23 protein-coding genes are annotated in these 22,391 nt (G+C 72.9%); 16 read left to right on the top strand and 7 right to left on the bottom strand.

Features of this window, described 5'->3' with window-relative positions:
- Nucleotides 1-97 precede the first annotated feature (97 nt).
- Complete coding sequence (locus DFP74_RS25795; protein ID WP_121185559.1) at nucleotides 98-883, top strand: NRDE family protein; 786 nt, start codon at nucleotides 98-100, stop codon at nucleotides 881-883.
- Between the two features lie 464 nt (nucleotides 884-1,347).
- Nucleotides 1,348-1,734 (top strand): hypothetical protein, encoded by a 387-nt coding sequence (locus tag DFP74_RS25790; RefSeq protein WP_147453913.1) that lies wholly within the window; start codon nucleotides 1,348-1,350, stop codon nucleotides 1,732-1,734.
- Between the two features lie 45 nt (nucleotides 1,735-1,779).
- Here the strand turns inward: DFP74_RS25790 and DFP74_RS25785 are convergent, their stop codons facing one another.
- On the bottom strand, nucleotides 1,780-2,688 hold the full coding sequence (locus tag DFP74_RS25785) for an alpha/beta hydrolase (RefSeq protein ID WP_121185555.1): 909 nt from the start codon (nucleotides 2,686-2,688) through the stop codon (nucleotides 1,780-1,782).
- A gap of 62 nt (nucleotides 2,689-2,750) precedes the next feature.
- Here DFP74_RS25785 and DFP74_RS25780 point away from each other — a divergent pair, with 62 nt between their 5' ends.
- From DFP74_RS25780 to DFP74_RS25760, 5 genes are all read left to right on the top strand, one after another.
- Nucleotides 2,751-3,332: a TetR/AcrR family transcriptional regulator gene (locus DFP74_RS25780; RefSeq protein WP_233571160.1), complete on the top strand. Its 582-nt coding sequence runs from the start codon at nucleotides 2,751-2,753 to the stop codon at nucleotides 3,330-3,332.
- 167 nt (nucleotides 3,333-3,499) lie between these two features.
- A complete protein-coding gene (locus tag DFP74_RS25775) occupies nucleotides 3,500-3,895 on the top strand; it encodes a hypothetical protein (protein WP_121185553.1) in 396 nt (131 codons plus the stop codon).
- A gap of 236 nt (nucleotides 3,896-4,131) precedes the next feature.
- Nucleotides 4,132-4,344, top strand: a complete 213-nt coding sequence (locus DFP74_RS25770; RefSeq protein ID WP_121185551.1) for a hypothetical protein — start codon at nucleotides 4,132-4,134, stop codon at nucleotides 4,342-4,344.
- Between the two features lie 92 nt (nucleotides 4,345-4,436).
- Nucleotides 4,437-5,669 carry a cysteine--1-D-myo-inosityl 2-amino-2-deoxy-alpha-D-glucopyranoside ligase gene (mshC, locus tag DFP74_RS25765; protein ID WP_121185549.1) on the top strand — a complete coding sequence of 411 codons (1,233 nt, stop codon included), beginning with the start codon at nucleotides 4,437-4,439 and terminating at the stop codon, nucleotides 5,667-5,669.
- 123 nt (nucleotides 5,670-5,792) lie between these two features.
- Nucleotides 5,793-6,734, top strand: coding sequence for a C45 family autoproteolytic acyltransferase/hydolase (locus DFP74_RS25760; protein ID WP_121185547.1), 942 nt, complete (start codon nucleotides 5,793-5,795; stop codon nucleotides 6,732-6,734).
- An 18-nt stretch (nucleotides 6,735-6,752) separates the two neighbouring features.
- Here the strand turns inward: DFP74_RS25760 and DFP74_RS25755 are convergent, their stop codons facing one another.
- Nucleotides 6,753-7,226, bottom strand: coding sequence for a MarR family winged helix-turn-helix transcriptional regulator (locus tag DFP74_RS25755; protein WP_121185545.1), 474 nt, complete (start codon nucleotides 7,224-7,226; stop codon nucleotides 6,753-6,755).
- 100 nt (nucleotides 7,227-7,326) lie between these two features.
- On the opposite strand from DFP74_RS25755, the gene DFP74_RS25750 reads away from it, so the two are divergent.
- A complete protein-coding gene (locus DFP74_RS25750) occupies nucleotides 7,327-7,701 on the top strand; it encodes a cupin domain-containing protein (RefSeq protein ID WP_121185543.1) in 375 nt (124 codons plus the stop codon).
- Nucleotides 7,702-7,800: 99 nt separating this feature from the next.
- Here the strand turns inward: DFP74_RS25750 and DFP74_RS25745 are convergent, their stop codons facing one another.
- A complete protein-coding gene (locus tag DFP74_RS25745) occupies nucleotides 7,801-9,105 on the bottom strand; it encodes a PHB depolymerase family esterase (RefSeq protein ID WP_199725783.1) in 1,305 nt (434 codons plus the stop codon).
- Nucleotides 9,106-9,335: 230 nt separating this feature from the next.
- Complete coding sequence (locus tag DFP74_RS25740; RefSeq protein ID WP_121185541.1) at nucleotides 9,336-9,854, bottom strand: nitroreductase family deazaflavin-dependent oxidoreductase; 519 nt, start codon at nucleotides 9,852-9,854, stop codon at nucleotides 9,336-9,338.
- A gap of 106 nt (nucleotides 9,855-9,960) precedes the next feature.
- Between DFP74_RS25740 and DFP74_RS25735 the strand changes: the two genes are divergently transcribed.
- The 6 genes from DFP74_RS25735 (at nucleotide 9,961) to DFP74_RS25710 (ending at nucleotide 14,190) form a co-directional block, all read left to right on the top strand.
- Complete coding sequence (locus DFP74_RS25735) at nucleotides 9,961-11,136, top strand: hypothetical protein (RefSeq protein ID WP_121185539.1); 1,176 nt, start codon at nucleotides 9,961-9,963, stop codon at nucleotides 11,134-11,136.
- Nucleotides 11,137-11,317: 181 nt separating this feature from the next.
- Nucleotides 11,318-11,728 (top strand): ABATE domain-containing protein, encoded by a 411-nt coding sequence (locus DFP74_RS25730; RefSeq protein WP_121188519.1) that lies wholly within the window; start codon nucleotides 11,318-11,320, stop codon nucleotides 11,726-11,728.
- Between the two features lie 87 nt (nucleotides 11,729-11,815).
- On the top strand, nucleotides 11,816-12,400 hold the full coding sequence (locus tag DFP74_RS25725; protein WP_121185537.1) for an HhH-GPD-type base excision DNA repair protein: 585 nt from the start codon (nucleotides 11,816-11,818) through the stop codon (nucleotides 12,398-12,400).
- Between the two features lie 7 nt (nucleotides 12,401-12,407).
- Nucleotides 12,408-13,058 carry a formate/nitrite transporter family protein gene (locus tag DFP74_RS25720; RefSeq protein ID WP_121188518.1) on the top strand — a complete coding sequence of 217 codons (651 nt, stop codon included), beginning with the start codon at nucleotides 12,408-12,410 and terminating at the stop codon, nucleotides 13,056-13,058.
- Between the two features lie 88 nt (nucleotides 13,059-13,146).
- Nucleotides 13,147-13,614, top strand: coding sequence for a hypothetical protein (locus DFP74_RS25715; protein WP_121185535.1), 468 nt, complete (start codon nucleotides 13,147-13,149; stop codon nucleotides 13,612-13,614).
- Nucleotides 13,615-13,701: 87 nt separating this feature from the next.
- Nucleotides 13,702-14,190: a VOC family protein gene (locus tag DFP74_RS25710; protein ID WP_121188517.1), complete on the top strand. Its 489-nt coding sequence runs from the start codon at nucleotides 13,702-13,704 to the stop codon at nucleotides 14,188-14,190.
- A gap of 63 nt (nucleotides 14,191-14,253) precedes the next feature.
- Here DFP74_RS25710 and DFP74_RS25705 read toward each other — a convergent pair whose 3' ends face one another.
- The 3 genes from DFP74_RS25705 to DFP74_RS25695 all read right to left on the bottom strand — a co-directional run bounded on the left by DFP74_RS25705 (nucleotide 14,254) and on the right by DFP74_RS25695 (nucleotide 17,361).
- The gene (locus DFP74_RS25705) at nucleotides 14,254-15,150 is read right to left on the bottom strand and encodes an RNA polymerase sigma-70 factor (protein WP_121185533.1); all 897 of its coding nucleotides are present in this window, start codon (nucleotides 15,148-15,150) and stop codon (nucleotides 14,254-14,256) included.
- A 30-nt stretch (nucleotides 15,151-15,180) separates the two neighbouring features.
- Nucleotides 15,181-16,368: an NAD(P)/FAD-dependent oxidoreductase gene (locus tag DFP74_RS25700; protein ID WP_121185531.1), complete on the bottom strand. Its 1,188-nt coding sequence runs from the start codon at nucleotides 16,366-16,368 to the stop codon at nucleotides 15,181-15,183.
- A 153-nt stretch (nucleotides 16,369-16,521) separates the two neighbouring features.
- Nucleotides 16,522-17,361, bottom strand: a complete 840-nt coding sequence (locus DFP74_RS25695) for a PAC2 family protein (protein WP_121185529.1) — start codon at nucleotides 17,359-17,361, stop codon at nucleotides 16,522-16,524.
- A gap of 282 nt (nucleotides 17,362-17,643) precedes the next feature.
- Between DFP74_RS25695 and metH the strand changes: the two genes are divergently transcribed.
- Together metH and DFP74_RS25685 are read left to right on the top strand one after the other, a co-directional pair.
- Entirely contained in the window at nucleotides 17,644-21,117 is a 3,474-nt protein-coding gene (gene metH / locus DFP74_RS25690; protein WP_121185527.1) for a methionine synthase, read from the top strand.
- Between the two features lie 542 nt (nucleotides 21,118-21,659).
- Nucleotides 21,660-22,364, top strand: a complete 705-nt coding sequence (locus tag DFP74_RS25685; protein WP_121188516.1) for an HAD family phosphatase — start codon at nucleotides 21,660-21,662, stop codon at nucleotides 22,362-22,364.
- Nucleotides 22,365-22,391: the final 27 nt, after the last annotated feature.

The following is a 22,391-nucleotide window of genomic DNA, read 5'->3' as shown; positions in this document are numbered from 1 at the left end:
CGCCTCGCCGTGGACGGGTGCGGTTTCATGGGAGGAGGACGGTCGGTACCGGTCGACGGACCGCACCGGCCACCACGGCACGACAGTGAGGGGCGCCATGTGCACGGTCATCGTGGGCTTCGATCCGGCGGCGCGGACACCGCTGGTGATCACCGCGATCAGGGACGAGATGCGCTCGCGCCCCTGGGACGGCCCCGGGCGCCACTGGCCCGACCAGCCGGACGTGGTCGGCGGCCGTGACCGGCTGGCCGGGGGCACCTGGCTCGCCGTCGATCCCGCCCGCCCCCGTGTGGCGGCGCTGCTCAACGGGTGGCCGTGGGACGGCCGGATGCCCTGGGAGGGCAGCTATCCGGCCAGCCGGGGCGACCTGCCGCTGCATGCCCTCGCCCGGCCCGGACGCGATCCCCTGGCCGAGGAGGACCTGTCCCGGTACGCGCCCTTCCACCTGCTGCTGGCCGACGCAGGCCACGCCGATCTGCACAGCTGGGACGGTCGGCGCCTGCACTCGGGACCCGTGCCCGTGGGGGTGAGCACGGTCGTCAACACCGGGCTCGACCCGGCCGATCCGCGCGCGCTGCGGCACACGCCCGAGTTCGCCGCCACCCGCCCGGACCCCTCGTCGACGACCGCGGGGGAGGGGGTGGAGGAGGTCTGGGGCCGCTGGCCGGCCCTGGTGACCGATGCCGCGCTGGCCAAACCGCGTTCGGCGGGCAGCGACGAGTCGGGCGACCCCTCGGGGCTGATCGCCCACGCCGACCTCGGCGACGGCCTGGTGTGGGCCACCGGCTCGGTGACCATGCTGGCCCTGGACGATCGCGCGGTGCGCTACGCCTTCACCGACATCCCCGCCGATCCCGCGGCCTGGCGGATGATCGAGCTCTGAGCGGGCCGGCCGTGGCGGCCCGGGCCGCGGACCGGGAAGGGGAGCGCCCCTCACTCCGCCGTGAACCGGGGCTCGTGCGGCCGGGCGTAGGTGCTTCCGGCGGCCGGGAGCTCGTGGTGCCGGCCCTGCTCGTAGATCCGCTCCAGCACCAGCACCACGTCCGCGTCCCGGATGCTGGACAGTCAGCGCACGCCCTGCTGGAGGAGGGCGTGTCGGGCCTGAGCGCGCGGATGGTCGCCGCCGGCCGCACGCCGCGCACCAGGTGCCGGCGGGAGTCAACGTCCGCCGGATCAGCCGGGGCGAGTCGCCCGACGAGGTCTGTCCGAACGGCGCCGCCGAGCGCACCTTCGTATGGCCGCACACAGGTCTGGGCGACACACCGCGCCGACCGGACCCGGACCCGCGGCGGCCGGATGTGGACAGCCGAGTCTCCGGGGAGACGTCGTCGCCCTACGATGCCCGCCATGCGAACTCTGCGAACCATCCTGTTGTGGCTCGGCCTGCTGAGCCTGGTCGTCTCCGTCGTGCTGGCGCTGGCCCTGGTGGAGGCGAACGCGATCTCCGGTGGAGTCTCCTGGCGGTGCGAGGTGCAGTCGCCGGAGTCCCAGGAGTGCACGGTCACGACCGGCAGCAGCATCCTGGCCGACCTGGACCTGTGGGGCGTGACCCTGCCCGTGGTCAGCGCGCTCGTCGGCATCGGCTTCCTGCTGGGTGCGATCGCCCTCGGGCAGACGACGGCGGCCCCGTCCCCGATCGTCGCCGCACCGCCGCCGCCCGCCCCCTACCCCGGGCCCCAGCAGCAGAGGGCGCCCCAGCCGCCCCCCGGTCACCACCCGCAGCACCGCGGTTGAGACCTGGCCCGCCGCCGGTCCGCCCATCCCGCCGGGGACGGACGGTCACCGCTCCGGGGGGTCGGCGATGACGTCCACCAGCGTGCCCACCCCCGGCTCCTCGACGGGCAGGTGGCCGCACTCCTCCAGCGGGACGTACCGGGTGGGCGCCGCGATCCGGTCCAGGAACGCCCGGCTGACGGCGGGCGGCGTCCACCGGTCCCGCGCGGGATGCGCCAGGACCACGGGGACGTCCCCCGCCCGCTCCGGCTCCACCGCGGGAGCCGACTCCAGGTAGCCGCGCAGGAAGCCCAGCGGCACGCGAGTGCCCCCGCCGCGCCGGTCGGCGACGACGACCCGGGTCAGCGCCGGCCGGTTGCTGATCGCCCGCATGTTCGCCGGCCACCGGATCGGGATCCGGACCCCCGCCAGCGGGCCGGCGAGCACACGCAGCAGTCCCACGGCCGCTCCGCCGGCCCACGGATAGCGCGAGAGACACCGCAGCGCGGCCGGATCGCGCGGGTCCAGCAGACAGGTCGCCACCACCCGGTCCGCCGCGCCCGTGCGCGTGGCGGCGTCGTAGGCGAGCATCCCGCCGAGGCTGGCGCCCACCGCGCTCAGCGGTCCCTCGTGCGCGTCGCGCTCGGCGCACAGCAGGTCGGCGGCCAGTCGGACCCAGTCCTCGTACCGGACGGCGCCCGGGCGGCGCACCCGTGTGCGGCCGTAGCCCGGCAGGTCGGGCACGACCACGTGTGCGCCCCGGGCGGCGACCGCCGCCGCGTAGGGCCACAGCAGGCCGGCGTGGCCTCCGGCCCCGTGCAGCAGCACCACCCGGTGCCGCGCCAGGGGATCACCGATCCGCTCGACGTGGATCTCGGCCCCGGGGCGCCGCCACCAGGTGTGGACCCGGGCGGGCAGGGGATTCGGGCGGAGCGACTCGGGCATGTGGGTGCGATAGTGGTCGTGATCGTCCATACCGACGATCCTGGGCGCCGCGCAGGGCCGTGACAACTCGCGTTGGAGGAGCCATCGGCATCGTGCGCAGGACCCCGCGCCGGCTGCGGTCACGCCTGAGGGTCGAGACCCTCCTGGAGGCGGCGGCTCAGGTGTTCGAGCGCGAGGGCCTGGACGCGACCACCGACCGGATCGCCGAGCGCACCGGCTACTCCGTCGGCACGCTCTACCAGTACTTCCCGGACAAGCACGCGATGCTCTACGCGCCGGCCGAGCGGCACCTGGACCAGGCGGCGCAGGCCCTGGAGGATGTGTCGGAGCGCCTGGACCGGGAACGGCCCGACGTGGAGGGCACCCTGCGGGCCGTGGCCGCCGCGATGGTCGGCCTGCACAGCGACCGGCCCCGGCTGCACGCGCTGATGAGCGCCCACGCCCCGCGCGTACCCGAGGGCGTGGCCCGCCTGGACGAACTGCGCGCAGCCCTGGTCGCCGCGTTGGCCGCGCACCCCGTCCGCTGCGGGCACGGCGGACCCGACCCCGCGCGCACCGCCGCGCTGCTCGTCCACACCGCCGACTCGCAGCTGCCCGGGGTCCTGTTGGGCGCCGGGGACGCCGAGGAGGCACTGGGCCGCTCACTCCTGGCGTCGTCGTCGGCGGCCCGCTGACCGCCGTGCGATCGCGGACGAGAACGGTCCGTGGGACAAGCCGCAGAAACGGGTAGGAATCCCTGTCCGAAACCGCGTCATATGCGGTGTGGGGGAGCGTATCCCCGGTGGGCCGCGCCGAAGGCGGCCCCCCCACGTGATCCCGACCCGACTCGGAAGGACCCCCGATGAACGCCATTTCGGCCACTGACCAGCCCTACACCCTGTCCGCCCGCCCCGTCACGGACCCCGCCGCCCTCGTCGGACGCTGGGTGCGCCTGCGCCACGAGCGAGCCGAACACGTCGGCGTGCTGGTCCACGCGGCCCCCTCCGCGCGCTCCGGGGAATGGACGTGGACGCTGCGGACGCCCGTCGAGGAGATCGGCGGCGCCGGCCGGCCGTCCGTCGAGCCGGTGGCGGACCGTGCGGCCGCCCCCGTCCGCCGCGCCCGCGGACAGCTGCGCGCGGTCCGCGCCGACCTGGCCGAGTTCGCCCCCGCCGGCGACACCGCCCTGTCCCGAGCCAGAGACCTCGCCGGGGCCGACCTGGACGAACTGGAATGGGAGCTGGCCGCGCGGCCGTGACGCGTCCGGCACCGTGACGCGGGTCCAGGACCAGGACGTCCTCCTCGCGCGCCACGGGCGCCACGCGCCCCGGCGGGCTCCCGAACCGGGCCGTCGCCCGCCGGGCCGAGCCCCCCGTTCGCTGACGGATTGTGCAACGGATGTCAACCCCCTGTGTGCCCGAAGCGTCTCTTGAGAGACGGCGCGAACGCCGTCGGGCGCGCGTGCGCGGCACGCGTTCAGGGTCAGGGGTAGGCATGAGGGAACCGGACAGCGGCACGGGAGCCGGTTGGTCGACGAGTCTGATGGAGACCGGGGCCTACTGGCTCCTCTACGTGGTCTCGGTCAGTGGCGCACTGCTGCACTGGAGGCTGGGCAACCTGGTCCTGGCCGCAGGCTGTACGGGCGCGGCCGTCTTCGGGGCCTTCCTCATCGGCCGCAACCACGAGGAACTCACCGCGCCCCGCTGAGCTATTCCCAGCTCTTGTGGGGTGATCGTCACCCGACATCCGTACCGTCCCAGGGACGTGTGCCGCGTGACGGGGCGGATAGTCTTTCCGTTATGCGTTCATGGTCTGCGCCTGACATCATCTCCCTGCCGGGTACCGGCGGCCCCCTCCGGATCCACGACACGGCCACCGGTCGGATACGGGCGACGGACCCGGGCCCGCGCGCGGGCATGTACGCGTGCGGCATCACGCCCTACGACGCCGCCCACCTGGGGCACGCGTTCACCTACCTGACCTTCGACCTGGTCAACCGGGTGTGGCGGGACGCCGGGCACGACGTGAACTACGTGCAGAACACCACCGACATCGACGACCCGCTGCTGGAGCGGGCCGTGGCGATCGGCGTGGACTGGCGGGACCTGGCCCACCGCGAGATCGACGTCTTCCGCGAGGACATGGCCGCCCTGCGGATCATCCCCCCGACCTCCTACGTCGGCGTGGTGGAGTCGGTCGACCTCATCAGCGACCTGGCCGCCAGGATCCGTGACACCGGCGCCGCCTACGAACTCGACGGCGACCTGTACTTCTCCGCGGCCGAGGCGCCCAAGTTCGGCGAGATCAGCGGCCTGGACCGCGATGAGATGCTGGAGCTGTTCGGCGAGCGCGGCGGCGACCCCGACCGCTCCGGGAAGAAGGACCCCCTGGACTGGCTGCTGTGGCGCGCCGAGCGTCCGGGCGAGCCCTCCTGGGAGAGCCCGCTGGGCCGCGGCCGCCCCGGCTGGCACATCGAGTGCAGCGCCATCGCCCTGGACCGGCTGGGCCCGAACTTCGACCTCAACGGCGGCGGAAGCGACCTGATCTTCCCGCACCACGAGATGGGCGCGGCCGAGACCCGCAGCACCACGGGTGGGCCCAACGCCCACAACCACCTGCACGTGGGCATGGTGGGGCTCAACGGCGAGAAGATGTCCAAGTCGCTGGGCAACCTCGTGTTCGTGTCCAAGCTGCGCGAGCAGGGCGTGGAGCCGGCCGTGATCCGCCTGGCCATGCTGGCCCACCACTACCGCTCGCCGTGGGAGTGGACCGACGCCGAGCTCCCCGTGGCCTGTGACCGCTTCAAGCGCTGGCGCTCGGCCGTCGCGCTGGGCGCGGGACCGGACGCCGCGCCGATGCTCGCCGCGGTCCGCGCGGCCCTGGCCGAGGACCTGGACTCCCCGGCCGCGCTGGCGGCCGTGGACACCTGGGTCACCGCGGCCCTGACCGAGGGCGGCACGGACACCGGCGCCCCCGCGCTGGCCCGCGCCACCATCGACGCCCTCCTGGGCGTGGAACTCAAGGGCGAGTAGGGCCGGACCGCCCGCCGGGGCGGGAACGCTCCGCCGTCCCATCCGCCGAAGGCCTGGCGCGCCGCCCCGGAAAAGGGTGGGATCGTCCAGTGACACGGCGGTGCGGACGAGGGAGCGGCGGTCATGGGACACGGCAAGACCTTCACGGCGATCGAGGTCGGCGACGGCGGTGACGGGCGCTGGGGTGAGTACGCGCGCTCGCGGTGGCCGGAGCTGTCCTGGTGGCTGGACCCGGAGCGTCGGACGCCGGAGCACGCGGCCCGGGGCCGTGAGCTGTTCGCGGCGCACATGCCGGAACTGGTGGACGTGCGCGAGCGGCTCGCCGCCCAGCTCGACCGGCCCGACGGCGACTCCTTCCTCACCTTCGCGAACATGCGCACGTCGTTCGCCGGTTGCACCCAGATCGGCGGCGCGGGCCGGCTGGTGCGCAACTACGACTTCGCGCCCGACCGCTGCGAGGGCACGATCGTCCACTCGCGCTTCCTGCGCCCGGTGATCGGGACCCAGGAGGCGGGTTGGGGGCTGTTGGACGGGATGAACGACGCCGGACTGGCGGTCTCGCTCACGTTCGGCGGACGGCCCGTGCACGGCCCCGGCTTCGCCGTGCCCCTCGTGGTGCGCTACCTGCTGGAGACCTGCGCGACCGTGGCCGAGGCACTCGACCGCCTGCGCACGATCCCGATCAGCACCGCTCAGAACCTGACGTTGGTCGACGCCCGCCGCGCGGTCACCGTGCACGTGGGGCCGGACATCCCGCCGACCGAGGCCCCCGACGCCTGCGCCGCCAACCACCAGCTCGCGCCGGTGCCCGAGGAGCAGGAGCGCTTCACCCGGACCCGGGAGCGGCTGGCGGCCGTGCGCGCCACGGGCGCGGACGTGGCGGCGATGCTGCGGCCCCCGCTGTACCTGACCGCCTACGACCAGGGGCTGGGCACGCTGTACACCGCGGACTACCGCCCGGACGAGGGCCGCGTGACCCACCACTGGCCGGGGGAGTCCTGGGAGCAGTCGTTCGACGCGTTCGCCCCCGGGTCGCGCACGGTGACGCTGGGAGCGAGCGCCTGATCCCGCCCGGCCGACTCCTCAGATGAACGGGCGTGCGGCGCGCGCGGTCTCCTCCCGTGTGCCCGCCATGTCCCTCATCGCGGTGAGGACCTGCCGCGCGGCCGCCACGCGGTCGGGCCCGAGCCGGTCGGTGAGGCGTCGCTCGTAGTCCTGGTGGAAGGCGTGTCCGGCGGCCAGGAGCGCCTTCCCGTGGTCGGTCAGGACCAGCAGCTTGCTGCGGCCGTCCCGCGGGTCCGGGACGCGCTCGACGTATCCGGCCGCGACCATCTCGTCCACCGCCTTGGCGGCGCCCTGGTGGGTGATGCCCATCCGCGCGGCGAGCCCGGCGGTGGTCAGGCCGTCGGCGCCGGCCGCGGCGACCTCCTTGATCGCGAACCCGAGGCTCGGGCCGAGTTCGGTGAACCCCGCCTCGGCCAGGTGGGCGTGCAGGTCGGCGACCATCCGCTGGAAGGCCCGGCCCAGCAGCACTCCGAAGTCCCCGTCGTGATCCATGTCCGCTCCCGTCGACGGTGTCGTCCGTCCCAGTATACAAATCGAGTTGTATAAGCTAAGTTGTACAAACGAGGTTGTATTTATTGAGGCGAGGAGCAGCATGCCGGTCGTTCACAGCAGCACCGCACCCGAGTTCAGCATGCACAACGCCACCTTCACCGGTCTGGCCGCGCCCAGCCGCGGCGCCACGGAGACCTGTGTCTGGCGGACCGAGCTCGCACCGGGCGTCGAGGGGCGGGAGCACGCGCTCACGCGGGAGGAGGTCCTGGTCGTACTGGCGGGGGCGGCCGTGGCCACCGTGGACGGCGCCGAGCACGCCCTGTCCGACGGGGACGCGCTCATCGTGCCCCCGCACACCCCTTTCGCCCTGGCCAATCCGCACGAGCGTCCGTGCACGCTCATGGCCGTGCTCCCCGTCGGCGGCCAGGCGGTCCTGCCCGAGGGGGAGCCGTTCACCCCGCCGTGGGCGCGGTGAGCCGACCGCCCCGGCCCCGGCGGGCCGACCCGGTCGACGCGGTCGACGCGGCCGGGGCGTGGCGCGGCCCCGCCGAAGCGGAGCCGAGCCGGGCCGGGGTCAGTCCACGGTGCACTCCGTTCCGTTGAGGACGAAGCCGGTCGGCGCACCGGAGTCGCCGGTGTGCGTCGCCTGGTAGCCGATCCCCACCTCCGCGCCCGGAGCGATGGTGGCGTTGTGGGCGGCGTGAGTGGCCACGACCGTCCCGCTCTCGGGGCTGTAGGAGGCGTTCCAACCGGAGGTGAGGCTCTGGCCCTCGGGGAGGGTGAACTCCAGCGCCCAGTCCTCCACGGGAGCGTCGCCGGTGTTGGCGATGGTCAGCGCGGCGGTGAGGCCGGTGTTCCACCCGTTGGTCGAGGCGGTGACCCGGCAGTCGCCCTCCACCGGGTCCGGATCGGGACCGGGGTCGGGGTCGGGGTCGGCGCCCTGGTCCAGGCCGAAGAAGGTGATCACGTGGGCGGCCATGCCGGTGGTGATGACGTCGTGACCTACGCCCTCCACGCTGATCGCCTCCACCGGGGCCTGGTCACCGGTCGCCCCGTAGCGGGTCCGATCCCAGTGGGCCTGGGGCCGGTCGGTGGCGGTGGGTTCCGTGCCGAGACCGTGCACGTTCGTCCACTGCTCGATCTCCTCGGCGAAGTTGGCGTAGTGCAGGACGTCGTCCTCGCTGCCGTGCCACAGCTGCATGCGCGGACGCGGGCCGTCATAGCCGGGGTAGGAGTCGCGGACCAGGTCGCCCCATTCCTGCGGGGTGTGGTCGATCCGGCCGTTGGAGCACTCGTTGTTCCAGCCCGAGCCGTCGGTCGTGGCGAAGCAGCCGAACGGGACCCCGGCGAACGCGGCGCCGGCGGCGAACACGTCCGGGTAGTTGGCCAGCATCACGTTGGTCATCATGGCGCCGGAGGAGACACCGGTGACGAAGACGCGGTCGGTGTCGGCGTCATGGGTGCGGACGGTGTAGTCGATCATCGAGCGGATGCCCACCGGGTCGCTGCCGCCGTCGCGGCGCAGGGCCTCGGGGGAGGAGACGTCGAAGCACTGGCTGCTGCGCGTGACGGACGGGTAGACGACGATGAAGCCGTGCTCGTCGGCCAGGGCGGCGTACTCGGTGTTGGCGTGGAAGACCGGCCCGGTTCCGGTGCACCAGTGCTGCGCCACCAGGATCGGTGGATCCTCGGCGACGTCGTCGGGGACGTAGAGGAACATGCGCAGGTCGCTGGGATTGGGGCCGAAGTCGTCGATCTCGGTCAGGGTGGCGGCCGATGCGGCCGAAGGCGCGCACAGAAGGGCCGCCAACAGCGGTAGGACGGTGGCGGCGAGCATGCCGGTCATCCTCGCCAGGGGGCGGGAGCGTTCGTTGGTCACGTGTGGGGACCTTTCCCGGCTGGGGGGTGGGGGTCGTCCGGGCGCCGCGCCGACGGCGCCGGTCAGCCACCGGGCCGGCGCAGCGCTCCCCGCGGTGGAAGCCGTATGGGAGCGCTCCCGAAAACTATCCGGGCCGCCGCCCGCCCCGTCAACCCCCGCAGTGACGGGTCGTTCACTCCCCGGGGTGCGGGCCGCGGCACCGCACCCCGGGGAGCAGGGTGGACACGGGGCTAGCGGTCGGACAGGTCCGGGAAATCGGACCTCGGGGGATCGGTCGGCGCGAGCCGGACGACCGGAACGCCGTCGGGATCGGCGCCCACGCGCGCGAAGGACTCCGGGGAGCCGTCCACCTCGAATCCCAGACCGCCCAGGAGCGTGCGCGCGGCCGCGGGGTGGTGCTGGGCGTAGTGCGCCAGCGCCCGGCCGGCCTCCTCCGGCGGCAGCGGCGTGGCCCGGCCCCGGTGCCGGTAGGCGCCCACCTGGAACATCACCCGCGGCTCGGCCACGATGTTGCGGTACCACTGCGACCGCCGCCCGTACCCCGACGCCACCAGGACCGTGCCGGTGGCCTCGTTCGCGCCGATCACCTCCAGAACGGCCTGGCGCGCCGTTCCGCTCGTACGGCCCTTGTGCGTCAGCAGGACGAAACGGCGTCCCAGCAGCGGGCCCAGACCCAACCGGTAGATCCAGATCGGCGCGCGGAACAGGGCCCTGCGCATCGGTGTGGTCGGCGGCTGGTCGAGTGGCATCGAGGGACCTTCCTGTCACTGGGAGAGTCGACAGTACTCGCGCGGCCCACCGGCCCGGCGGTAGCCACGCCCGTGGAACGACGGTGCCCGCTGGCAGGATGCGCGTATGCAGACAGGACTGGACGTACTCCACACCACCGACTGGGACCGGACCTTCCACGCCTACGGTGCGTCCGGGGACGCCCCCGGACGGCTCTCCGGGCTCCTCACCGACGACCCGGACACACTCACGCGGAGCCTGGGCTACCTGTACAGCGCCATGCTGCACCAGGGCAGCCTCTTCCCGGCGACCGTGCCGACCGTCCTGTTCGTGGCCGGACTCCTGGACCGCCCCGACCGGGGACGGCCGTACCCGGACACCGGAGCCAGCCCCGAACCCCTGCGCGCCGCACTGCTGGGCTTCGTGCGGGACGCGGCCGAGAGCGCCACCATCGACGCGACCGACACCGAGGTGGCCGAGCGCGCCCGTCTGGAGCCGGCCGAGCGCGAACGCGCCATCGACGCGATCAGGGCCGAGGACGAGCAGGTGTGGGAGGAGCCCGTCCTGGAGGCGCTGACGTGGCAGGCCGTCGCGGACCTGCGCGCCGCCGCACCCGCGCTGCGTGACGCCGTCCAGCCCCTGCTCACCTGCCCGGACGCGCTGCTGCGCTCGCGCGCGGTGGAGGCCGCCGCGGCCGTCGCCGCCCTGGGCGGGCTGGACCTGGACCTGTCCGGGGCCGCCGACATGGCCGAGACCCGCGACGAGGCGGCCGTCATCGTCCTGGCGAAGGGGGAGGCGGGCGGCGACACCGCCGAGTTCCTCACCCACGCCGATCCGGCCATCCGCGCCTGCGCCGCGCTCGCGCCCGCCCTACGCGACGACGCCGAGGCCACCCGGGTCCTCGTCGAGGCGCTGGAGGATCCCCGGGCGGCGGACCAGTGGTTCGGCAGCCGTCCCGCGGCCTTCGGCGGCCACGTCCGGTTCACCTTGGTGCGGACCCTCGCCGAGCGTGCGCGCCCCGAGGACGCCGAACGCCTGCTGCCCGTCCACCGCCGGATGGCGGCGCTGTCGTCGGCCTACACCGCTGAGCGCGACTGCGGCCCCCTGCTGGAACTGGCCTTCCCGCGCACGCCCGGGGCAGATGCGGGCGGCGAGCCGACCGGGGTCCAGCGCGCCTACCTCCGGGCCCTGCTGGACAACGACGACCTCTGGGCGGAGACGGTCGCCGACTTCTCCGTCCACCTCAAGGGCCTGGGCCTGCCCACGGACCGGGAGGGCGTCCGGCTGCTGATCGGGGACTGAGGACGGCGGCGCCCGGGAGCCTCTGGGGACGGCCGACTCGGGCGCCCGAGAGGCTCCGGGGGAGGGCCGACGCGAGGATTCGGCGCCGTTCGTCACCCTTGGCGCGGCTCGGTGGCCACAGGTGGCCACCGAGTGCCGCGTTCGCCTGTATCGGCGGCCGAACCGTGGTGTCATGGCCTTCATGACGACCCCCACACGGCCCGCCACGGCCGCCGAACTCATCAAGGACTTCGTCTCCGCGGACGGGCACCTCGCCGACCGCGCCGACCTCGCGCGGTTCCTGCGCAAGTACCGGCTGGTCACCGAGGGCGCCATTCCCATCACCCTGGCCGACCTCGACGAGGCGGTCGCACTGCGCGACGGCATCCGCGCGGTCCTCGACGACGGTCCCGACACCGACCCCGAGGCGATCGCGCGCGGGCAGAAGGTGCTGGACGGACTGCGGGTGACGGTGCGCATGGAGCCCGACCCGGAGGGCGCGGTGCCGCTGGCCCCGGCGGTCGTGGACGAGGTGCGGCGCGGCCTGGCCCGTGTCGCCGGCGCGTGGGCGGCGGTCCTGGCCACGGAGGAGTGGCGCGACCTGCGCGGATGATCCCGCGGAGCCGCGAGTTCGCCGCCGACGCGCGGGACCCGGCTCGTCGCGGGCGACCTCACCCCAGGCGATGGCAGGATCGGGGGCATGGACGACACCCTGCACATCACCGGTGACGCCGAGGCCGACGCCCTGCTCTCCAGGGAGCCGCTGGCGCTCATGATCGGCATGCTCCTCGACCAGCAGGTCGCCATGGAGGTCGCCTTCGCCGGGCCGAAGAAGATCGCCGACCGGCTCGGCTCCCTGGACGCGGCCGACCTCGCCGGGCGCGACCCCGCGGAACTCGCCGAGGTCTTCGCGCGCACCCCGGCGGTGCACCGCTTCCCCTCATCGATGGCCAAGCGGGTCCAGGCGCTGTGCGCGGCCCTGGTCGACGGCTACGAGGGGCGCGCCGAGCGCGTCTGGACCTCGGGTGACCCCGAGGGCCGCGAGCTGCTCCGCCGCCTCAAGGCCCTTCCCGGCTTCGGCGACCAGAAGGCGCGCATCTTCCTCGCCCTGCTCGGCAAGCAGAGGGGCGTGCGCCCGGAGGGCTGGCGCGAGGCCGCCGGCCCCTACGGCGAGGAGGGCTCCCGGCGCTCGGTCGCCGACATCGTCGACGAGCAGTCCCTCACCGAGGTGCGCGAGACCAAGCGGGCCGCCAAGGCCGCCAAGGCCGCGAAGAAGAAGGAGTGACCCGGACCTGCTGGGCTACGACCTGCTCACCGGTGTGTTCACGCTGGTTCCCCTGGCCCTGATCGACGGCAGACCCGGGGCGACGTTCAAGGGACTGCTGCGCGACTGGGGCCTGGTGTTCGTCGGCGACTTCGCGGGTGCGTTCATGGTCGCGCTCTTCATGGCGACCATCGTCACCACGGGCTTCGCCACGGAACCCGACGAGATCGGACAGCGCCTGGGCACGATCGGCGAGGCACGGACCGTGGGCTACGCCGAGTACGGCGCCTCCGGCATGCTGACGCTGTTCATCCGCGGTGTGCTGTGCAACTGGATGGTCTCCACCGGCGTGGTCGGCGCGATGATGTCGAAGACCGTGGGCGGCAAGGTCATCGCCATGTGGATGCCGGTGATGCTCTTCTTCTATATGGGCTTCGAGCACTCGATCGTGAACATGTTCCTCTTCCCGGCCGGACTGCTGCTCGGCGGGGACTTCTCCGTCGGCGACTACCTGGTCTGGAACGAGATACCCACGGTCCTGGGCAACCTGGTGGGCGGGTTCACGTTCGTCGGACTCGTGGTCTACACCACGCACGTGCGCAGCAAGGACACGTCGCCGAAGCTGCTGGACGTGACCACGGCGGACAGGGAGAGGATCGCCGTGCCCGCCGGAAAGTGACTCCTGGGCCGGGGCGCCGCGTTCCCGGGGAAGGATGGGAGGCCTCGTGTCGAGGCCCTCTCACACTCCCGGCCACCGAAGGCGGCGCATGCATCCCCCACCGCGCAACACCGCGGGCACCCGATTCATCCCCGACGTCCTCCGCGATCCCCTTCAGTGGTGGTGGGGCGTGCAGGGCGGCAACCCCGCCGTGGCCGCGCAGGACCTGCTCGATCTCCGGCAGGGGCTGCCCCTGCGCTCGGTCGCCCATCTGCGGCTGGACGGGAACTTCTTCCGCCAGGGCGTCCTGGTCATGCACCTCGCGGGGCCCGAGCGCCTCGCGTGGTGCAAGTGGCGGCCGTTCCGCACGTTCGGCAGGCCCGTGCCGCTGCCGCGTCCGCACGAGGTGATCGACGTCCGTGAGCCGTCCTCGTTCGCCGAGCGGCAGCTGGGGGACGTACGGGTGCTCACGGTGCGGGTGGGCACGGAGATCTGGGAGATGGCCGTGGTCACCATCGACACCGGTGTCGTCATGGCCGCCCTCGCCGAGGCCGAGTCCTGGAGACCGAAAACCTAGGGGCGGGGCCGAGTCCAGGACAGTAGTTGACCGGGACCCCTCCTACTGTGGGCGATGTTCCACCGGATCAGGGCGAAAGGCCGCACCATGACGTTCACAGGCGTTCCCGAGGGCTACACCACCGTGACCCCGTGGGTGATCGGCCGCGACACCGCCGGACTCATCGACTACCTGGTCGCGGCGTTCGGGGCCGCGGAGATCGCGCGCATCGCCGACGAGAAGGGCGTCATCGGGCACGCGGAGGTACGCATCGGCGACGCGGTCGTCATGCTCTTCGACAGCCCCGGGGGCTGGCCCGCCACCCCGGCGTTCCTCCGGCTCTACGTCGAGGACGCCCACGCCACCCTGGCCCGCGCGGTCGAGGCCGGCGGCACCACGGTCACCGAGGTCACCCACCTGGCCTTCGGTGACCTGGTGGGGCGGGTACGCGACCCGTTCGGCAACCTCTGGTGGATCCAGACCCGGATCGAGGAGGTCACCACCGAGCAGCTGATCGAACGGATGAGCGACCCCGTGTTCACGGCCGCGATGGCCTACGTCCAGGGCGCCGCCGCCACGGCGCTCGACCCGGTGTAGCCGCAGCGGAGCACGGCCGGATCCGCCCCTGCGGCCCCGGCCGTGCTCCCCGTCGTCGGGCGGTCACCGCAGGGACAGCGGAGTCTCCCGCCCCACGCGCGTCAGCTTCTGCGGGTTGCGGACGTAGTACAGGCCGGTGATGCCCGCGTCCTCCATCCGGACCGCGAGGACGCCGTCCACCTCCTCCTCCACCCGCACCACGAGCGCCGGGTGGCCGTTGACCACGGTGGGGTCGACGGTGAGCGAGACCCCGCTCCTGCCGATGCCGCCGAGGATGAGGCGGCCCACCGACTCCGCCCCCGAGACCGGCCGCAGCGCGGCCTTCCTGATGCCGCCGCCGTCGGCCAGGAACACGACCTGCGGAGCGAGCACGTCGCACAGTCCCTGGAGGTCCCCGGTGTCCAGCGCGCGCCGGAACGACTCCAGCGCCTGCCGGGTCCGGCTCGGCGAGACGGTCTCACGCGGGCGGCGGGCCTCCACGTGCCGCCGGGCGCGGTGCGCGATCTGACGGACGGCCGCCGGGCTCTTGTCCACGGCGGCCGCGATCTCGTCGTAGCCGACGTCGAACACCTCGCGCAGCACGAAGACGGCGCGCTCGGTCGGCGCCAGCGTCTCCAGGACCAGCATCAGCGCCATCGACACGCTCTCGGCGAGCTCGACGTCCTGTGCCACGTCCGGCGCGGTCAGCAGCGGCTCGGGCAGCCAGGGTCCGACATAGGACTCCTTGCGGCGCTGTCTGGCGCGCAGCCGGTTCAGCGCTTGCCGCGTGGTGATCCGCACCAGGTAGGAGCGCTCGTCGCGCACGCCCGCCAGGTCGACCCTCGCCCACCGCAGCCAGGTCTCCTGGAGGACGTCCTCGGCGTCGACCGCCGATCCGAGCATCTCGTAGGCGACCGTGAAGAGCAGGTTGCGGTGGGCGACGAAGGCCTCGGTCGCCGGGTCGGTGGTGTCGTCGCTCATGGCGGCTCCTCGCCGTCGTCGGTCGTGGCCTCAGCGGGTGGTCGTCACTGTGCCGCGCGCGTCCCGCAGCAGCCGCTCGCGTTCGCCGTCCTTGGTCCACCACGAGCGCGCGCCGGGCCTGCGGGCCTCCTGGGCCAGCTGCCAGAGGATGCCCCGGCAGATGACCTCCTTGATCGTCGCGCCCGCGCGCCCGCCGACGGCGTACCGGGTCGCGGTGTCGTTCCTGCGGGTCGCCTGGAAGAGGCCGGCGCGCCGTCCCAGGCTGACGCACAGCCCCGCGAAGCCCGCCGTGACGGGCGCGGGCCGCTCTCCCGCGATCCGGCTGAGGACCGTCTCGGCCGCCTGCGGCCCCAGTTGGACCGCGGCCTGGCAGCTCATCCGGTAGGGCAGGTCGGAGGGCGCCGCCGAGTCCCCGGCGGCGACGACGCGCGGATCGTCCACGCTCGTCAGGGTCTCGTCCGTGCGCAGGCGGCCGAGCGCGTCGGTGCTCAGACCGCTGCGCCGGGCCAGGTCGCCCGCGCCGAAGCCGGCGGTCCACACGGTCACCGCGCTGGGCAGTTCGCGGCCGCCGTCGAGCCGGACGGTCTCGCGCGTCACGGCCCTCACCCGGGTGCCGGGGCCGTCGAGCACGGTCACGCCGAGGGCGTTCAACCGCCCGGCGACCGCGCGCCGGCTCCGCGGGTGCAGGGAGGGGCCGAACTCCCCGCCGCAGACCAGGGTCACGGTGCGGCCCCGCTCCGCCAGTTCGGCGGCGGTCTCGATTCCGGTGGGGCCCGCGCCCACCACCGTCACGGGGGCCGTGGCGGCGGCGGCCTCGATGCTCTGCCGTGCTCGCCGGGCGTCCTCCAGGGTGGCGATCGGAGTGGCGAACTCGGTGGCGCCGGGCACGTCCGGGACCGCGGTGCCGCTGCCGACCGCGTAGACCAGGTGGTCGTAGCCGACCGTGTCGCCGCCCGCCAGGTCCAGGCGGCGCCCGGCGGTGTCGATGCGGGTCACGGTGTCGACGACGAGCCGGACCCCGCCGGCCAGGACCTTCTCGTACTCGGCGACCGCCTCGTGGGTGCCGCCGGCCACCTGGTGCAGACGGATCCGGTCGACGAAGTGCGGGCGCGGGTTGATCAGGGTCACGGTCACGTCGTCACGCCGGGTCAGGCGGCTGGCCGCCATGACACCCGCGTATCCGCCGCCGATCACGACCACCTCGGTGCTCTCGTCCATGGCCTCTCCCTTCGTTGTGGGCGTTCGGCATCAAGACACCGCGGGGCCGGATCCTGTGACAGCCGTGACGGGGATCACGCCATGGACGACGAAAAAGGGCCCCGGAGACCGTTCTCACGGTCTCCGGGGCCCGATGTCCGTTCCCGGCGGGCGTCAGCTCTCGTCGCGGCGGCGCAGGTAGCGCTCGAAGTCCCGTGCGATGGCGTCGCCGGAGGCCTCGGGGAGTTCGGCCGTGTCCTTGGCCTCCTCCAGGCCGCGCACGTAGGCGGCGATGTCCTCGTCCTCCTCCGTGAGCTCGTTGACGTTGGTCTCCCACGTCACGGCGTCCTCGGGGAGCTCGCCCAGCGGTACCCGCACGTCCAGGTAGTCCTCGACCCACGCCAGCAGCGCCAGGGTCGCCTTCGGGCACGGGGGCTGTGCGACGTAGTGCGGGATCGCCGCCCACAGGGAGATCGTCTCCACGTCCACGGACGCGAAGGTCTCGTGGGCCACGCCCACGATCCCCGTCGGACCGGAGTAGGTGGTCGCCTCCAGGCCGAAGCGTTCGCCCAGTTCCACCGGCGAGGCGATCCCGGTGATCGGGATCGGCCGGGTGTGCGGGGCGTCGGCCAGCAGCGAGCCCAGCATGAGCACCCGCCGCACGCCCAGTTCGCGGGCGATCGCGAGCAGGTCGGCCGCGTAGGACCGCCAGCGCATGTTCGGCTCCGGGCCGGTGACGAGGACGACGTCGCGTTCGGCACCCGGAGGAGTGGCGACTCTCACCGTCGTGGTGGGCCACTCGACCGCGGACGCCAGGCCCTCCACGACCGTCATCCTCGGCCGCGTGACCTGGAAGTCGTAGTAGTCGTCCGGGGTGAGCTCGCACAGGTCATAGGTGTCCCACTGCTCCGCCAGGTGCTCGATGGCCAGACTGGCCGCCTCACCCGCGTCGTTCCAGCCCTCGAACGCCGCCACCATGACAGGCTCGACGAGCTCGCGTGCGAGCTTGATCATCGGTGGCCCCTTCCTGCCGCGGACGCCCTCCACCCTATGGGGTGCCGCGCCGCCCGGGAAACCGTGGGACCCGGCGACCACCCGAGACCGGAACCTGACAAATTTTGGGATGGTTGTCTCAGCTGGCGATACTCGCCATGAGGTAGCCTCGCCAACAGTGAACGACCAGGACAGAGCTGTCCCCGGACGTACCGACCCGCCCGCACCGAGGGTCGATCCAGTGCCGCAACCGCCGGGAGCAGACTGGGTCGCCACGGCGCCCCGAGACTAGAGTTGTGCACTATGAGCGCTCGCCCGAACTTCCGTGAAGCACTGTCCCAACGTGTCATCGTCGCGGACGGCGCCATGGGCACCATGCTCCAGGCTCACGACCTCGACCTCGACCAGTTCCAGGGGCACGAGGGCTGCAACGACATCCTCAACATCACGCGGCCCGACATCGTGCACGACACCCACGCCGCCTTCCTGGCCGTGGGGTCGGACTGCATCGAGACCAACACCTTCTCCGCGAACTTCGGTGGCCTGTCCGAGTACGGCATCGAGGACCGCACCTACGAGATCGCCGAGGCCGGTGCCCGGGTGGCCCGTGAGGCGGCCGACGCCTATTCCACCAAGGACCAGCCGCGCTACGTCCTGGGCTCGATGGGCCCCGGCACCAAGCTGCCGACGCTGGGCCACGCCCCCTACGCCCACCTGCGCGACTACTACGAGCAGTGCGCCCGCGGCCTCATCGACGGCGGCGCCGACTCCATCCTCATCGAGACCTGCCAGGACCTGCTCCAGGTCAAGGCCGCCGTCGTGGGCGCCGACCGCGCCCGCCGCGCCCTGGGCAAGGACGTCCCGATCATCGCCCAGGTCACCATCGAGACCACCGGCACCATGCTGATGGGCTCGGAGATCGGTGCCGCGCTGACCTCCCTGGAACCGCTCGGCATCGACGTCATCGGCCTCAACTGCGCCACCGGCCCCACCGAGATGAGCGAGCACCTTCGCTACCTCTCGCACCACGCGACCGTGCCCATCTCCTGCATGCCCAACGCCGGTCTGCCGCAGCTGGGCTCCCACGGCGCCGTCTACCCGCTCACCCCCTCCGAACTGGCCGACGCCCACGACACCTTCACCACCGAGTTCGGCCTGAGCGTCGCCGGCGGCTGCTGCGGCACCACGCCCGAGCACCTGCGCCAGGTGGTCGAGCGCGTGCAGGGCCGCGGTATCAAGCAGCGCAAGCCCCTGGTGGAGCCCTCGGCGTCCTCGCTCTACCAGAGCGTGCCCTTCCGCCAGGACTCCAGCTACCTCGCGGTCGGCGAGCGCACCAACGCCAACGGTTCCAGGAAGTTCCGCAACGCGATGCTCGCCGAGGACTGGGGCGCCTGCGTGGAGATCGCGCGCGACCAGATCCGCGACGGCGCCCACCTGCTCGACCTCAACATCGACTACGTGGGACGCGACGGCGTGCGCGACATGCGCGAGCTCGCGTTCCGCTTCGCCACCTCCTCCACGCTGCCGGTCATGCTCGACTCCACCGAGCCGCAGGTGCTGGAGGCGGGCCTGGAGTCCCTGGGCGGGCGCGCGGTCATCAACTCCGTCAACTACGAGGACGGCGACGGCCCCGACTCCCGCTTCCAGCGCATCATGCGCCTGGTCAAGGAGCACGGCGCCGCCGTGGTCGGCCTGTGCATCGACGAGGAGGGTCAGGCCCGCGACTCCGAGTGGAAGGTGCGGGTGGCCAGCCGCCTCATCGAGGAGATCACCGGTGACTGGGGCCTGCGCACCGGCGACATCATCATCGACTGCCTCACCTTCCCCATCACCACGGGGCAGGAGGAGACCCGCCGCGACGGCATCGAGACGCTGGAGGCCATCCGCGAGCTCAAGCGCCGCTACCCGGACGTGCAGACCACCCTGGGCCTGTCCAACCTGTCCTTCGGCGTCAATCCCGCCGCCCGCATCGTGCTGAACTCGGTGTTCCTGCACGAGGCGGTCGAGGCGGGCCTGGACTCGGCGATCGTGCACGCCTCCAAGATCGTGCCGATCAACCAGATCCCCGAGGAGCAGCGCCAGGTCGCCCTGGACCTGGTCTACGACCGGCGCACGGACGACTACGACCCTTTGTCGCGGTTCATCGACATGTTCACGGGCGTGGACGCCAAGGCCATGCGCGCCTCGCGCGCCGAGGAGCTGGCCGCGCTGCCGCTCTGGGAGCGCCTGGAGCGGCGGATCATCGACGGCGAGATGGCCGGCATGGAGGGCGACCTCGACGAGGCGCTGGCGCACAAGCCCGCGCTGGCCATCGTCAACGAGACCCTGCTCTCGGGCATGAAGACCGTCGGTGAACTGTTCGGCTCCGGCCAGATGCAGCTGCCGTTCGTCCTCAAGTCCGCCGAGGTCATGAAGGGTGCGGTGGCCTACCTCGAACCGCACATGGAGAAGACCGACGACGACGGCAAGGGCCGGATCGTCCTGGCCACCGTCAAGGGCGACGTCCACGACATCGGCAAGAACCTGGTCGACATCATCCTGTCGAACAACGGCTACGACGTCGTCAACATCGGGATCAAGCAGCCGGTCTCGGCGATCCTGGAGGCCGCCGAGAAGGAGCGCGCCGACGTCATCGGCATGTCCGGCCTGCTGGTCAAGTCCACGGTGATCATGCGCGAGAACCTGGAGGAGATGAACTCCCGGGGCATCTCCGAGCGCTTCCCCGTGCTGCTGGGCGGCGCCGCCCTGACCCGCTCCTACGTGGAGCAGGACCTGGCGGAGATGTTCCAGGGCCACGTCCGCTACGCCAAGGACGCCTTCGAGGGCCTGCGCCTGATGGACACCTTCATGGCCGTCAAGCGCGGCGAGGAGGGCGCCGAGCTGCCCGCGCTGCGCCAGCGCCGGGTGCGCAAGGGCGCCACTCTCAAGGTGACCGAGCCCGAGGACATGCCCGCCCGCAGCGACGTGGCGACCGACAACCGGGTGCCCGTCCCGCCGTTCTTCGGCGACCGCATCAGCAAGGGCATCCCGCTGGCCGAGTACGCGGCCTTCCTCGACGAGCGCGCCACGTTCATGGGGCAGTGGGGGCTCAAGGCCGCCCGCGGCGGCAACGGCCCCTCCTACGAGGAGCTCGTGGCCACCGAGGGCCGGCCCCGCATGCGGATGTGGCTGGACCGCATCCAGACCGACGGCCTGCTGGAGGCCGCGGTCGTGCACGGGCACTACCCCTGCTACAGCGAGGGCGACGACCTCGTCGTGCTGGACGAGGACGGTAAGATCGAGCGCACGCGCTTCACGTTCCCGCGCCAGCGCCGCGACCGCCACCTGTGCCTGGCCGACTTCTTCCGGCCCAAGGAGTCCGGTGAGCTGGACGTGGTGTCCTTCCAGGTCGTGACCGTGGGCGCGGCGATCAGCCGGGCCACCGCGCAGCTGTTCGAGAAGAACGCCTACCGCGACTACCTGGAGCTGCACGGGCTGTCGGTGCAGCTGACCGAGGCCCTGGCCGAGTACTGGCACACGCGGGTGCGGGCCGAGCTGGGCTTCGCCGGTGAGGACCCGGCCGAGCTCGACGCCTTCTTCAAGCTCGGCTACCGGGGCGCCCGCTTCTCCCTGGGCTACGGGGCCTGCCCCAACCTGGAGGACCGGGCCAAGATCATGCGGCTGCTGGAGCCCGAGCGCGTGGGCGTGACGCTGTCGGAGGAGTTCCAGCTGGTGCCGGAGCAGGCCACCGACGCGATCGTCATCCACCACCCGGAGGCGACGTACTTCAACGTCTGATCGGCGTGTGATCCGCCTCCCTCTCGGCAGGTAGGGGTCGACGCGGCCGGCTCCGCCCCGCACCATGGGTGGAGCCGGAGCCGGAGCCGAAGGCACTCTGTTGAGGGTGGAAGCCCTCACTGCTCGCTGGGCGCCCGGAGGGCGATGGTGGGTGACGGGCGGGTGGAGCCGGAGCTGAAGGCTCTCTGTTGAGGGTGGAAGCCCTCACTGCTCGCTGGGCGCCCGGAGGGCGATGGTGGGTGACGGGCGGGTGGAGCCGGAGGCTGTCCATTGTGGTGCCCGCCGGAGAGTTCGCCGGCCGGTCGCCGCGCCGATGGCCGTGCTTCACGGGCCGTGCGCCACCGGTCCAGGACGATGGCGTGTGCTGGAGCCGGAGGCTTCCGGTTGCGAGCCGCTGCCTCTCGCGTAGCGCCTGAGGGGCGATGGCGGGAAACGAACACAGGATGCCTGAGCGCCCCGTGGGCGACCCGGGGAGTCCCGACACACGAGGGGAGAGTGTGGTGTCGCCCGCGGCCGAGCGGCCCGGAGACACCGCCGTGCGCATGAGCGAACCGATCACGCTGAACCGAGACACGTCCGCGGCCGAGACCGGGAGGCGGCTCCAGGCGGTCCTGCTGGACATGGACGGCACGCTCATCGAGAGCGAGCACCTGTGGAACGAGTCCGAGGCGGAGCTGGTCGCCGAGCTGGGCGGGGTGTGGACCGAGCAGGACCACGCGCGCAACGTCGGCAACGCGGCCGATCCGGTGGCCCGCTACATCATCGAGCTGACCGGCGCCGACCTCACCCCGCGCCAGGTCGCCCGGGAGCTGTACGCGAAGTTCCGGAGCAAGCTGGAGGGCGGCGCCCGGCTGCGTCCGGGCGCCAAGGAACTGGTCCGGACGATCTCCGAGGCGGGGGTCCCGGTGGTGCTGGTGACCTCCACCGAGCGCGAGCTGATCGAGGCCGCCATCGGGGGGATCGGCCTGGAGAGCTTCGACGACTCCGTGGCCGGTGACGAGGTCGCCGCCAACAAGCCCGACCCCGACCCCTACCTGCGGGCCGCGCGCCGCCTGGGCGTCGACGCCCGCCGCTGCGTCGCCTTCGAGGACTCCCTGGTGGGCGTGACGTCCGCGGCCGACGCCGGCTGCGTGACCGTCGCCGTCCCCGACCACGTGGTGATCCCTCCGCGCGAGGGCGTCGTCTTCCGCGAGAGCCTGGTGGGCGTGGACATGGACTGGCTGGAGTCCCTGGTCGCCGACCGCTGAGCACCGGCCGTCCCAGCGGACGCCGCC

The organism is Nocardiopsis sp. Huas11 (assembly GCF_003634495.1).
GTDB lineage: Bacteria > Actinomycetota > Actinomycetes > Streptosporangiales > Streptosporangiaceae > Nocardiopsis.
This window is presented reverse-complemented; position numbering and strand designations above follow the sequence as displayed.